Source organism: Candidatus Nitrosocosmicus sp. FF01 (assembly GCF_047711275.1).
GTDB lineage: Archaea > Thermoproteota > Nitrososphaeria > Nitrososphaerales > Nitrososphaeraceae > Nitrosocosmicus.
Map to the genome: position 1 here is coordinate 61,398 of NZ_JBLNIG010000002.1, position 13,198 is coordinate 74,595.

A 13,198-nucleotide genomic window follows, 5' to 3' on the forward strand; every position below is an offset into this window, starting at 1 on the left:
AATATTTCATAAATTTCATGTAATTTAAATGCTCCCAAAAAATTGCTAAAGTTGCAATGATACGTCAAATATTAAATCGCGAACCCCCATAGAGCGAAGGATGGATTGAAAATTGTTTTTGTCTGCGGATACAAGGATTTCAAGTTTGCCCTTACCATTCTTATTCAAGTCTCCCGTATATTTGAGATAATTCTTTACATCGCGTGCAACTTCAGTTGAAGAATTTACCAATTTAACTGAAGGTAAAACTGCTTCAATGTAGTTCTTAACTATTGGTAAATGAGTGCTACATAATGCTGCTACATCAATCGTATTATTCACCATATGCGGTCTAATCACCTCCTTAATCCTTTGAAATGTTAATTTCTGATCAATCAAAAATGCCCCCTCTTCAACGAGGTCGATTATTTCGGAAGAATCTATATTTTCTACGAAAAATTGCTGAGGTATTTCTTTTTTTATAAGATAGGTAAACTCTTTGCTTTCGAGCGTACCTCTGGAAGCCATTATGGCAATGTGTTTTTTTCTGCTAAGGTTTATAGTTTTTTTCAAAGGCAGACGAGTGGGGATAATATCTATTGAGAAATTATTCTTTATTTCATCATATATTTGAATTGATGGTGTATTTGATGCCATTACTATTAGTTTCGGTTGATATTTTTCCAAAAATTTGATTGATTTTACAATTATATTTTTTAATTCATTTTTTGACTTTCTTCCGTATGGAAAATTCATTTTATCCGCATAGTAAAGAAAGTTCTCAGTAGGAATAACCTTTCTTAACTCTCTGACAACAGATAAGGATCCTAACCCCGAATCAAATACGGCAATGGGTCTATGTAGCACAAGTAATGACACTCATCAAGGGACTAAAAATGTTTGAATTCGTATATTATTTGATGCAACAATTTCCCTCAGGTATTTGATAACCATGAGGACATATTTTGGGATGTTTTAATAAAGTACAGAGAGCATCAGTAAAAATTTCTTTCATATGATGCTCTATGCCACAAACCATCTCTTCGTCTACATCGATTTTGAGGGCATCTTTCATCAATACTTCTAATAATCGGGTGTTACGTATCATTTGCTTTCCAATGCTTTCTCCTTCACTTGTAAGAGTCACTATTGAACCCTTCTTGTAATCGATCAAGTGAGAGTCATTCAATTTATGAAGCATTTGAACGACTGATGGTTGAGTTACATTCAAGATCTTGGCTATAGAGCTTACCTTTAATTCTTGTCCGCTCTCCAAAATAGACCACATTGCCTTTAGATACATTTCGACGTGTTCGGCTTCCGCTGTACCCACATACAATTGTTCAGGAAGTCCAGAATTTTTTGAATATGTAGTCAATGCTTATGATTACACAGTATTATTTTTTAAATTTATTGATTTGGAACTTGCTAAAAAAAATTAGTGATTCAAATATGGCTCATTGTGAAAGTGAGCGTGGCAAGTTTTTCTCGTTTTTCTTCAGCTGTAAGACAATTTGTTTTTTGTTTAACATTAGCTCCACAGACTGGATTTTGCTTTTATAAAATACAACTTTTTTTCCCTTCTCGTTTATTACAATTCTATCAATGAACAAAAGGCCAAGGTTCTTAAGCTTTCTAATCTTTTTGTAAGTGGAGCTAATTGGTAGATCATTTTCCTTACAGATTTCAAATACGGTTTTTGAATCCTCTATAGTAGACATGACAATTTTGTATGAAAATCCATCAAACAATTCCTTTAAGAGAATTGAAGCATTCTTGTCTTCATGATTCAATAAATATTGTTGATCAGAGTACATCATTTAGGCTTACCTAATAATTAGGATAACCTAATATTTAAACGGTGTTATATTTTTTTGAATATATGCAATATTACAATTGGCATGTAGACTGCAGGATATGTAAGGTTTAAAATCTAATAATGTGTATGAATTTTATTGGTTTCTATTCTACAATAATTTCTCCCACCATTGATGGATGATAAACACAATAGTAGTCGTAGATTCCTTCGTCGTCGAATTTCAATGAATACGCTTGTTTTGAAAGGATTGCATCAGAATCAAACAATTGACCTTCATCTGGATCAGTGTCAGACCCAGAAGTGGCGGTGTGTGATACTGTATCTGCATTATACCATGTTATGGTATCACCAGATTGAATGGTAATCGGATTGGGAGAATATGAATTATCTCCGCTGATACCGTTTATCGTTACCAATACAGAATCTTCAGGCACGACGCTGGATTGTGATAAAGAATTAGTTTTTGGTACGGTGCTCTGAGATGTAGGAAGTATTTTGTATAAATCTCCTGTAAAGCTTAATACATACATATAACCATCTGGGCCAATTTGAATGTCGGTGATTCCGCCAAAGCCCTGTCCAAAAATTATAGGTATGCTTTCAACAGTATTGTCTACCCTCTTATCTATAAGAGGAGTTGTATCACCGGCATATGTATTATTTATTACTATGTCATCGCGTGCTTGATTTAATGTGAATCTATATAGATTTCCATTGTTAATATCGCCTACAAACAAGTTATTCTCATATTCTTTTCCCAATTTATCCGAATTTAGAAACTTTAAAGCTGTTGGACCTATAGGGATATGCCATGCAAATTTAGGTTCTGCATATTTTCCACTTCCGAAAATTACTAGATCGGAGGGTGATGCGCCGTTACCCAACAGATCATCATCAGAAAAACCCTGTATTAAAGACCATCCACTATTGAAACCAGGAAAAACCAAATTTATTTCATCTCCAGATGTAGGTCCATTTTCGGTGTCCCATAAATTCCCTGTCAAAGGATCAAAATCCATACCAAAACTGTTCCTAATACCCATAGCATAGTATATACCCAATGGAAGTTCGTTTCCGAAGATTGGCTCACCATCTACTACCTGACCGTCTTGAGTAATTCTAAGGACACCACCTAATCCGTTCGGTGCAGGACCATTCTCTACATTTTGTGCTTGTGTTCGGTGCCCCCCAACTTCTCCAATTATCATATATACATTGTTATCCGGTCCGATCAAAAGTTTACCTCCATTGTGATCCGTTCTATTGATGTTATTAGGGATAGCAGTCAGATCCAACAAAAGAACTGGGTTGACTAGTTGTCCATTCACATAATCATATCTATACAATCTGTTTCCCAAGGGATCAACATTTCCTTTAACATCACTACCGTCCTGTTCATTTCCAGATTCAGTATAAGAAAGAAAAACGAATGTTTTTCCATCAGGATGCTTTGAAGCAGCTATCCCTAACAATCCCCGCTCTATTTTGGTCGCTACGGATAAATCAATTAAAGGACTATCTTGTATTTGTCCATCAAGTACTCGCATAACTTGACCAGTATTTTTTTCAGTAACTAAAATGTCACTTTCTCCTACAAATGTCATACTTGTTGGAAAGGTTAATCCAGAGACTACTTTTTCTACAGTTAAGCCCTCATCATTAATAGTGGGCCCAGATGGCGAAGGCAGTGCCTTAGAATACGCCCCATAAGAATAATGGTCAGAGTAAGAATCAGATGAAAAAGATAATACCAGTGTAAGAGCAAACATAAAAATCAATAGATTAATATCATGATCAAGACTTTTCAACGGAAAAAATAAAACCTGAATTAATTAAAAGGTTACGTATTATTGTTTTTAATAATAATGGGTAAAATAAAGAATTTAAGACTTGATCCCCTTTGTTCAATTGAAATTAATTGTGAGAAAATCCAAAATTCTCGAAATATGAATAATGCTAAATATATATGGTGAATGTAAAAGACCTCTTGAAAATAATTGCAGATAATTGATTTAACACAGGAAATTGATGAGCATATCCAAGTCTTTCCAGGCTCTCCAAAGGTTAGTTTATTACAGTGGTCAAACTTTGAATCGCATAAATTTGCTTCTGAGGCAATTTTTTGCAGTACCCATGTAGGAACACATATCGATGCCCCATATCACTTTAACAGTAGTGGTAGTGCTATTGATAAGATTTCTCTCGAGAGATTAATAGTTCGAGAGAAGACAAAAGTTCTTAAAATAGAAAAGAAGGATAATGAAGAAATTGAAATTAGCGACCTCAGAAATTGCGAAATCATGGAAAACGATTCCATATTAATTAACACCAATTGGTCAAAATATAAAAACATGAATAAGTATTTTACCAATAGTCCCGGCCTTTCTAAAGCCGCAGCTAAATATTTAGCAGAAATCAAAATAAATCTCGTAGGAATAGACAGCCCAAATATTGATCCAGCCACAGATGAAGATTTTGGTTCCCATAGGATATTTAGTGAAAACAATATCCTCATTTTAGAAAATCTTATGAATCTTGATAAATTACTAAACAAGAGATTCACCTTGATAGCGCTGCCCCTTAAACTCAAGAATTGTTCTGGATCACCCATCAGAGCGATTGCTATACAAGACTGATCATAATATCATGGCGCTACCATAAAACACATAAAATAATGAATCTAGTGAGCATGAAAACGTAAAATCTAAGACTCGATTTTCTTATTCTTTGACTTTGTATTGCTGATTAATCCGACCAAGCGATAGCCATATTCGAAATTATGTTTTACATGGTTAATACCATGTGTTAGGTGGGGTTCAAATTTACCATCTAATATATTTTCAATATAAAACTGGACCTTTTTAATCGAGATTTGAGAATGCCTAATTTGTTTGTCGGATAAAGAACGTCCGAGTTCAGATTCAATCTCTGATTTGAAATCCTTTAATTCAGTTAATTTGCCATACCTTAGTATTTTGTTATAATTATTGCATATGTCATATAGTTTTTGCAGTTCTTTTTTTGGCAATGTAGACAAAGAATTCTTAACCTGTGATGGATCTCTATGGATGATCTGTGCTATCTTATACGCTATTTCACCTATAGGATATATCTTATCTTCGTTATGGTCAGGGGTAGTAAATTGACGGCTATTTTCCTTTGAAACAGAGTAGTTTGTTTTTAATGATGAAGAATCCTCGATTTTATTTGGATCTTGGTGTACCTGCTCCAATGACGGGCTTTTTGACAAATTCAAAAGAGAATTCAGATCACGACTGGGATAAGAGTACTTTTGAGACATCAGCAACGATTTTTTAGAATCATAATAACTCTTTAACTGAAAAAGAGATATTTTTTTACCCTCTAGGTCGGTCTTAAAAAATATGATAGACATTATATCAACAAGAAGGTTTGGAAATTGAATTTTTACATTATTAGGAAAATTGTCATAATTACGTAGCAGGTCATCACAAATTTCGAGAACAATATTATCATATGTGGAAATTGTAAAGGGAATCGAATTGGTCTGTTTTTTGATCAGATGATCCACAAGGAATTTGTATGACATTATAAAGAAATCATATGCATCGTTTTTTTTCAAGACAAATTTTTCATTTTGAATCAAGATTGTTATCGTTTTTAACAAGATCATGTACGGATCTACAACCTTAACATCAGGAAACAAATTTCGAAAATCATTCATTATCATAATAAAATAATCATCATTCTTTGCAAGGTCATCGACCCAATTAATCCCAAGCTCTCTAAAGCTCTTTTTAAATAAAATATTGAAATCAATATTTGAATTACCAGTCATTCTTGGACGTCCTATAATGGTATTTTTTTGTTATTAAACATTAGAAAATAATCTAATTGTAAAATATTCTAACAAAATATCACATAATAAAACGTGAATGCTATCTTTTTTTATCGTTGTTATTATTATTATTATCAGAATCTGATTCAGTATCAGAATTATCTATGGCCCAAGGAAACCATTTTCCAATTATTTTTGCCCAATCAAATTTGAAGGTAAAATACAAGACAAGGGCTAGCAAGACTACTGACATCACCGTAACCAATATAGTAGAATATTCATTGTTAGAATCTGTTACGACCAGAAATCTATCCATTATGGGTCTACCCAGAAAAACTGTGCCCCAAACAATAATTTCTCCTAAAAAGAACTTGCCGATAAATGTAAACAATGCAAATCTAGTTGGGCTATACTTGGCTATTCCAAGAGGAATGTAGACCAAATCGTCAGGAATAGGAGTCAAAGCAGCTACAAACACTCCGATGCCTCCATATTTGCCCAATAATTTTTGAAGAGGCAACATCCTAGTCTTTGTCTTTTTGCTTAAAATGTTGCGACCATAATAACTTGCAATAAAAATAATCGTCTTGGCCAAAACTGCTCCTATTGTACTCATCAAGACTATTAGATTGGGATCCAATTCTTTGTTAAGGGCAGAAGTGACTAAAATGGGAAAATACGGTACTGGTATGAACGGAATAATACTACCGATAAAACTGATTAGAAAGATACCAACATAACCTGAACTACTATAAAAAGAAAAAAGGTCTTGTATATCAATCAAACAAAGAAATTATTGAATTAACAAATATAACTACTTTCTTAATTTTATGAAATTTATAGTAAAAATAGGAAATTATTAGATATCACTAGATCGCCTCTCTAGGTTTTTTTCTTCTTATCGGGTGTAGGAGGGGTTCCTTTGTTACCAGCAGTGGCTTCTCCCTTTTCTTTATTGGCTACTGATTTTCTCATAGAGGCTATTTTTTGTTGACGTCTAGGTTGGATAAACAGGATATACAATGACCCGACTACATAAATGGCAAGCAATATCAATTGTCCAACAACAGTCTCAAGCGTTGGATGAATACCGGTCATCGTCGCTATGTTTATGTCCAATCTAGGAATTATTCCAAAAAGGTGTGTAGTTGAAAGCCATCCAAGCTCCTGGAATTCCCTCAATGCATTACCCAAAAATGTGATGGACATAAATGCCCCAACCCCCATAGTTAATCCAAATAGTACTCTTAAAGGTAGTTTCTTGCCTAGTTTTCGAATTATAAAGACAACTGCAATAATTATTGCCAATCCTAATACCATTCCTGCTAACACATACAGTTCCATATACTTCGCAAAAGAAAATAGCGCCTGATAGAACAGGACGGTTTCAAATCCTTCTCTGTATACTGTGAAGAAAGCAAGCAGAATGAAAACCATGAAGCTGCCCGTAGCTGTTGCCTGCCATACTTTTGCCTTAACAAATTCAATCCACTTTTTGGTCTCAATCTTGTTAAGTACCCAGAAGCTTACCCAGAACAATACGGCCACAGCTGAAATCCCTGCAATAGCTTCAATAAGTTCTCTTTGTGCACCGGAAATTTCGATCAAGAATTCGGCTATCAGCCATGTAACAACAGTCAGACCTATGGCCAGGACAATTCCAGCGTAAACATGTTTTTTGAACTTTTCATTTCGTGAAGCTTCCAAATATGTCAGTATCGCTCCAATAATTAATGCAGATTCAAGACCCTCTCTAAAAATTATGGAAAATGAAGAGGAGAAAGCAATGACTGGTGCAACAACGCCTATGCCTGAAACAAACCTTTCGGATTCGTCTAGCCCGGTTTTAAGTTCATATACCTTACTTACAACCTGATCAGACGGTGCGTTCGAGGAGATAAGATTACGTAACTCTGCAAATTTTATCTCCATTTCAAGAGTAAAATCAGGATCAATTGGCCTCAGAGGTATCTCTATATTTTCATAGCTATCTAAATAGGCTGACCTTGCAGTGGCCAAGGCATCGGATGTATCATTTTGATTGTAAACGGTAATGACTTGATCCAGTTTGATTCTTATAGTGTCTATGTCATCGCGAACCTGGTTCTTGAAGTCTTCTGTAGCATTTCCCATAACCCGCCTTTCACCAGTATAAACACCAAATCCCTGTTTAAGGGAGTCAATATTAGCGGTATTTGAAACAAAGGCTGAAGGTAGTGTTAGATTTCCAGGGTTTGCTCCTGAGGGGTTACTACTTGAGCTCAATAATTGTTTGGAAACCTCAAGATCTGCCTTTATGTCGGTAATATAGGCCTCGATTACGGGTAACGAAGTTTGATTTTGGATCATGTCACGCAGATTTTCTCTCATATTTGTTTCAATTTGCAACATAAGAGTGGAATTTACCTCCTCGATCGGGGCCTCTAGATATTCAAAATTATCCAAATATGCAGAAGATACATTCTTGTCTGCAGCAACATAATCGCCATTTTGAAGGGAGGAAAGTGCATTATTTAGTAAGGTATCTATGTTGTCATAATAAGATTGGAGAGCAGGATCGACTCCAGAAGAACTTGAGCTCAATAATTGTTTGGAAACCTCAAGATCTGCCTTTATGTCGGTAATATAGGCCTCGATTACGGGTAACGAAGTTTGATTTTGGATCATGTCACGCAGATTTTCTCTCATATTTGTTTCAATTTGCAACATAAGAGTGGAATTTACCTCCTCGATCGGGGCCTCTAGATATTCAAAATTATCCAAATATGCAGAAGATACATTCTTGTCTGCAGCAACATAATCGCCATTTTGAAGGGAGGAAAGTGCATTATTTAGTAAGGTATCTATGTTGTCATAATAAGATTGGAGAGCAGGATCGACTGCACCAGGGAAACTCTGTAAACGAATGTTATTTGATTCATTTAGATCATTTTCTATTGCGGAAACTAATCTCATAAATTCTGCTGTATCTTCACTTTCAGATTCGACCAACGTATTTAAACTTGAAACAAAGTATTCAACTTCTTTGGATTTTGTATCAGTCATATTTAATTTTATGATCTCGAAAATCTCACTTGATTGATTTAGTAATCCTAATGTATTCTCGTAATCCATAGTGGCAAAATTTGCGGCTTCTGGATCGGTTAGTTTTGAGGTGTTTAGATAAATGCCATATGAATTGTAGGCGTCTCTAAGTAAGTATGACATTGTCTGAGCTTCGAGAATGGAAAAATCTTGGGCTGGAAGTGCATCCTTTAATTTAGAGTAGAAATCATTAACAAGATTTATCGAGTTTATGATTTCTGAATGCAAAATAGGTGAATCAGGCGAAGTTCTTGAGTTAATTCCAATATCAGTTAAATTGGCCTCTAAACTACTAGCTAAATTACTGTCTAACATAATTGCGACTGGTTTAATCGATGGATAAACTACAGAATGTGGAATATAAGCATGTTCAAACAAAAAAGAATTGTTGTTGCCATTTACTTTGTCTAAGAGAATATTTAATTGAGTTTCAATTCTGTTTAAATTAAGGTTCAAAAGTAATAGATTTTCATTGGAAATCGATGATGATTCACTGGAAGTCGAATTTTGTGCTGAAACATTATTGATGCATGAGAAAGAAATGTTCAATACTAATGCAAATACAATAAATAATGCTAGCAATCTTACCATGATTATTTTCCCCTCAGCCAAGGGTTCAAGATGAAATGCATTTGATCTTTAAAATAATTATGAAATAAGAATGACATTAGGCTCTCCTAATTTTATAGCGAACACAATTTAAACATTCTTAGATAAATTTGTCAAATCTAATTGAATTTAATTAAATCTTTTACAATAATAGAACAGATATATGAATAAAATTGTTTTAAACTGCAATATATATTGGATATTTCCTATATTCTAAAAGTAGTCTATAAAAAAGAGATATTAATTAAGGAGTCAGTGCGACACCAGAGGATATTGTATTAGATATCGGTTCGGTTCTATTTAGATCGGTAAAAGTCACATTGACCTGAACATCTGTTAATGATTGATCAGGAATGGCAGTCCTAAACTGAACGGTTCCTGATTCATCACTTATTGTAAATCCATTCGTGTAAGAAGAAGTTTTTATAAGCGTTCCATTAGGTGCAAATACTTTCATCTCACCATTGATTCCAGTATTTAATAAAGAGAGGTCCTTAAGCTGGTAGTCTACAAGCGAGTAAACCTGGTGTAATGGATTGGAAGTAGTCGGTCCAAAGGTAAGTGTATTAAAATTTATTGTGATTTTTTCCAATGATTGTGCGTTTATGCCATTTGATGAATAGGCTCCAAAAAGCAGCACAGTGGTAGCAAATAGCGTTGCAGAAAGCATCACAATACTTTTATGATTTTTTAGTGTAGTAAGCATCAAATTAAAATCAAATAAATACTATAAAAACAATATGTTAAGATTTAGTTATACATTTTAATAAAAAAATTTAGATTGAAATAAGAATCGAAAAATAAAATAATAAATATATTACGTTTGAAAAAGGCTATCTGTTTTCATACGCCACCTCCTGATGATACGATATATCCAGACCCAGGTCTTCCTCTTCCTCTGAAACTCTAAGGCCAACGGTATATTGAATAATCTTCAATATCACAACCGTGCCCACAAAAGCCAAGAGTGCAGCCACACCTATACCAAACGCCTGAATAGCTAATTGCATAGGATTACCATAGAATAAACCATCTGGACCGATAGAATTTACAGCCGAAGTAGCAAACAATCCTATCCACAATGCTCCTGTCATACCTGTAATGCCGTGAACCGAGCTTACATCCAGCGCATCGTCTATCTTTAATCTTTCTTTGATCAAGACAATACCATAATAAGATGCTAATCCCAGCACAATGCCCAAGAAGAAGGCAGACTGTCCGGTAATAAAGCCGGCTGCAGGAGTGATACCTGCCAGTCCAGAAATTCCACCGTTAATTACTGCACTAACAGTAGGCTTTCCTGTCCTGGCCCAGCTTATAATTACCCATACAAGCGCACAGACTGCAGCTCCAATTTGAGTATTCAAGAAGGCAGTTGCAGCCAATTGTCCGGATGCTAAAGCACTACCTGCGTTGAATCCAAACCATCCTAACCACAAAAGTGTGGCACCTATTGCCGCAAGCGGTAGATTATGAGGAACCATGATCTCTGGTCCATATCCTTTTCGTCTACCTAATACCAATGCAGACGCCAAAGATGCCATACCCGCACTAACATGTATAACTATACCTCCCGCGAAATCCCAAACACCTAATTGAGCTAGCCAACCTCCGCCCCAAATCCAGTGAGCAAGTGGATAATAAATTATCAAGCTCCAGAGGATCACAAACAAGACAAAGCCACTCCACTTAACACGTTCTGCAAATGCGCCTGTAACAAGCAGTGGCGTAATAACTGCAAACATCATCTGATAGGTAGCAAATGTAATTCCAGGTATCGTAGGCGCTAATGCTACACCCTCACTAAATGGAACGTTGTTATAAAAGAAATTAGAAAGATCTCCTATAACACCGCTAACATCGGGTCCAAATACCAGAGTATAGCCCACTATGAACCATAGGGTAGATAGGAGCATCATCCCAGTCATTGTTTGCATAATAACAGATAAAGAATTTTTTAATCTGATCAATCCCGACTCAAAAAAACCAAGAGCAGGAGTCATCAAAAATACTAATCCAGTGGCGACTAACATCCACGTGGTATCACCAGTATCTATTGCCAACGGTCACAAAAGGTTTACAGTAGATTATAAAGTTTTTCCTTTTTAGCTTAAAAATTTTAATTAAAACAATAGGATTAATAAAATTATCATAAAGTTTTGATTTTTTGATTAACAGTTTTAATGAATTGTAAAATAAATTATTGGAATAAAAGGTGCTTTTAAGTTTATTTGTGTAATTGAGTAAAATGGATAATCTGGTGCGTTCAAAAGAATATAAACTGTCTTAGATGCCTCAAGCGAAAACACTATGTTTATAATTACGGCGTAAGAAAAAAAATAAACTCGAATTGATCATCGAACTATTCCTCAAAATTCATGAAATTTTTCCAGAAATTCATAAATTCCGAAGTTCTTGAATCAAAATTTCCGCTATCAGTCACTTGTTCTTTGGTATTGTTGACCGTAGAATTGTTTACACCGGTGGTTGAACAAGATTTATCAACGCTGCATGTAGTCACTACACATTCGTCATTATTGCAATTTTTTTCATAGTATGTGTAGCTATTATTGTTCTTCTTATCTAAAGAATAACCGTTAGGAGCATAGAACATCGAAAATCCAACAACTAATATCAATGCAATTACGAAATACTGGTTCATAGCAACCAAAAGCCGATAAATATATTTTTAAATTTTGAATAAATCATCAAAACAATTTTTACTAATATCTTTACGATAGGATGAAAACAAATTATATATAATAAATTATTACTGACATATAGTATGAAAGCTCTTTTCTATTCAAAACCAGGTATAGAAAATCTCACATTTTCTGATTACCAATTAACAGATTTAAGAGAAAATGAGGTTTTGATTGAAACAAGATGCATGAGTGTAAATCCAATCGACTATTACACTATTACTGGTATACACGGTATAAATGGTCCCAAAATGAAGATATCACCATTTCCTCACATTCCGGGTACTGAAATAGCAGGGATAGTAAAGAAAAAAGGCCCAAATTCAAAAACTAATCTTGTTGAAGGTGATCGTGTTATTATCTACAATAGGCTATTCGATGGAACATGTAGATACTGCAGAAACAATAAGGAGATGCTTTGTGTCGATGGCGGGATGATAGGACTAGTAACAAACGGAGGATATGCAGAATATTTGAAAGTTCCAATTCAAAATGTTCTAAAAATACCTGATCAAATAGACTGGGAGGTTGCATCGGCGTTACCCGTTGCAGGACTTACTGCCCTCAATGCTATCGAGGAATCGGGATTAAAAGCTGATGAATATTTGTTGATATTTGGTGGTTCTGGCAATACCGGCCTTTTTTGCTGCACAAATTGGCAAAATAATAGGTGCAAAAACAATTTCCATTTCTTCAAAACCATGGGTAACGGAGTTTGGCGCAGATTATGTCTTTGAAAATAGTTCGGCATTAAATGAAAAAATAGCATATGTTACCAACGGTAATATGGTTGATGTTGTCATAAATTCTCTTGGCGAATTAACTTGGAGTCAGGGGATAAACGTTATAGGAAAATTGGGCACTATAGTTACATTTGGAGTACTTACTGGTGGCAACCTGATAACAGACGGTAGATTGTTGTATAACAATCAGATTACCATAAAAGGTACAACAGGCGGTTCGGTAAGTGCATTAGACAAGTTGATAAACATGGTAAAAACAGAGAATTTACGAACTAAAATTTGGAAACGATTTTCATTGGAAAACTCAAAGAAAGCAATAGAGAGTATTTTTGACAAAAATAGAGATGGACGAGTTATTATAGAAAATCAAGGATAATTCATGGTCATGAATTTTTACTAAGAATATATAATGTCATAATACAATGCCATAGCACAAGATAATTCA

Annotated in this window: 13 protein-coding genes; 3 read left to right on the forward strand and 10 right to left on the reverse strand. The window is 34.7% G+C overall.

The window, feature by feature from the left end:
- Positions 1 to 45: 45 nt before the first annotated feature.
- From murI to ACMT7R_RS05770, 4 genes are all read right to left on the reverse strand, one after another.
- Positions 46 to 846 (reverse strand): glutamate racemase, encoded by an 801-nt coding sequence (gene murI, locus ACMT7R_RS05755; protein ID WP_415310679.1) that lies wholly within the window; start codon positions 844 to 846, stop codon positions 46 to 48.
- A 46-nt stretch (positions 847 to 892) separates the two neighbouring features.
- Entirely contained in the window at positions 893 to 1,282 is a 390-nt protein-coding gene (locus ACMT7R_RS05760) for a metal-dependent transcriptional regulator (RefSeq protein WP_415311636.1), read from the reverse strand.
- 154 nt (positions 1,283 to 1,436) lie between these two features.
- Positions 1,437 to 1,799 carry a hypothetical protein gene (locus ACMT7R_RS05765; RefSeq protein ID WP_415310680.1) on the reverse strand — a complete coding sequence of 121 codons (363 nt, stop codon included), beginning with the start codon at positions 1,797 to 1,799 and terminating at the stop codon, positions 1,437 to 1,439.
- 142 nt (positions 1,800 to 1,941) lie between these two features.
- Positions 1,942 to 3,606: a PQQ-dependent sugar dehydrogenase gene (locus ACMT7R_RS05770; RefSeq protein ID WP_415310681.1), complete on the reverse strand. Its 1,665-nt coding sequence runs from the start codon at positions 3,604 to 3,606 to the stop codon at positions 1,942 to 1,944.
- Between the two features lie 189 nt (positions 3,607 to 3,795).
- On the opposite strand from ACMT7R_RS05770, the gene ACMT7R_RS05775 reads away from it, so the two are divergent.
- Positions 3,796 to 4,434, forward strand: a complete 639-nt coding sequence (locus ACMT7R_RS05775; RefSeq protein ID WP_415310682.1) for a cyclase family protein — start codon at positions 3,796 to 3,798, stop codon at positions 4,432 to 4,434.
- Positions 4,435 to 4,502: 68 nt separating this feature from the next.
- Here ACMT7R_RS05775 and ACMT7R_RS05780 read toward each other — a convergent pair whose 3' ends face one another.
- The 6 genes from ACMT7R_RS05780 to ACMT7R_RS05805 all read right to left on the reverse strand — a co-directional run bounded on the left by ACMT7R_RS05780 (position 4,503) and on the right by ACMT7R_RS05805 (position 11,970).
- On the reverse strand, positions 4,503 to 5,615 hold the full coding sequence (locus ACMT7R_RS05780) for a hypothetical protein (RefSeq protein ID WP_415310683.1): 1,113 nt from the start codon (positions 5,613 to 5,615) through the stop codon (positions 4,503 to 4,505).
- Positions 5,616 to 5,715: 100 nt separating this feature from the next.
- Positions 5,716 to 6,399 (reverse strand): DedA family protein, encoded by a 684-nt coding sequence (locus ACMT7R_RS05785; protein ID WP_415310684.1) that lies wholly within the window; start codon positions 6,397 to 6,399, stop codon positions 5,716 to 5,718.
- A gap of 98 nt (positions 6,400 to 6,497) precedes the next feature.
- Positions 6,498 to 9,290 carry an FTR1 family protein gene (locus ACMT7R_RS05790; protein ID WP_415310685.1) on the reverse strand — a complete coding sequence of 931 codons (2,793 nt, stop codon included), beginning with the start codon at positions 9,288 to 9,290 and terminating at the stop codon, positions 6,498 to 6,500.
- A 262-nt stretch (positions 9,291 to 9,552) separates the two neighbouring features.
- Entirely contained in the window at positions 9,553 to 10,014 is a 462-nt protein-coding gene (locus ACMT7R_RS05795) for a hypothetical protein (RefSeq protein WP_415310686.1), read from the reverse strand.
- Positions 10,015 to 10,141: 127 nt separating this feature from the next.
- Complete coding sequence (locus ACMT7R_RS05800; RefSeq protein WP_415310687.1) at positions 10,142 to 11,371, reverse strand: ammonium transporter; 1,230 nt, start codon at positions 11,369 to 11,371, stop codon at positions 10,142 to 10,144.
- Positions 11,372 to 11,670: 299 nt separating this feature from the next.
- Positions 11,671 to 11,970 carry a hypothetical protein gene (locus tag ACMT7R_RS05805; RefSeq protein ID WP_415310688.1) on the reverse strand — a complete coding sequence of 100 codons (300 nt, stop codon included), beginning with the start codon at positions 11,968 to 11,970 and terminating at the stop codon, positions 11,671 to 11,673.
- 123 nt (positions 11,971 to 12,093) lie between these two features.
- Between ACMT7R_RS05805 and ACMT7R_RS05810 the strand changes: the two genes are divergently transcribed.
- Entirely contained in the window at positions 12,094 to 12,747 is a 654-nt protein-coding gene (locus ACMT7R_RS05810) for an alcohol dehydrogenase catalytic domain-containing protein (RefSeq protein ID WP_415310689.1), read from the forward strand.
- Entirely contained in the window at positions 12,629 to 13,129 is a 501-nt protein-coding gene (locus ACMT7R_RS05815; protein ID WP_415310690.1) for a zinc-binding dehydrogenase, read from the forward strand. The genes ACMT7R_RS05810 and ACMT7R_RS05815 overlap by 119 nt, the downstream gene beginning before the upstream one ends.
- The last annotated feature ends 69 nt before the right edge of the window (positions 13,130 to 13,198 follow it).

Coding starts and splice junctions, on each gene's coding strand:
- ACMT7R_RS05760 (WP_415311636.1), bottom strand. CDS start 1,282: ATGTATCTAAAGGCAATGTGGTCTATTTTGGAGAGCGGACAAGAATTA.
- ACMT7R_RS05765 (WP_415310680.1), bottom strand. CDS start 1,799: ATGATGTACTCTGATCAACAATATTTATTGAATCATGAAGACAAGAAT.
- ACMT7R_RS05780 (WP_415310683.1), bottom strand. CDS start 5,615: ATGACTGGTAATTCAAATATTGATTTCAATATTTTATTTAAAAAGAGC.
- ACMT7R_RS05790 (WP_415310685.1), bottom strand. CDS start 9,290: ATGGTAAGATTGCTAGCATTATTTATTGTATTTGCATTAGTATTGAAC.
- ACMT7R_RS05795 (WP_415310686.1), bottom strand. CDS start 10,014: ATGCTTACTACACTAAAAAATCATAAAAGTATTGTGATGCTTTCTGCA.
- ACMT7R_RS05805 (WP_415310688.1), bottom strand. CDS start 11,970: ATGAACCAGTATTTCGTAATTGCATTGATATTAGTTGTTGGATTTTCG.
- ACMT7R_RS05810 (WP_415310689.1), top strand. CDS start 12,094: ATGAAAGCTCTTTTCTATTCAAAACCAGGTATAGAAAATCTCACATTT.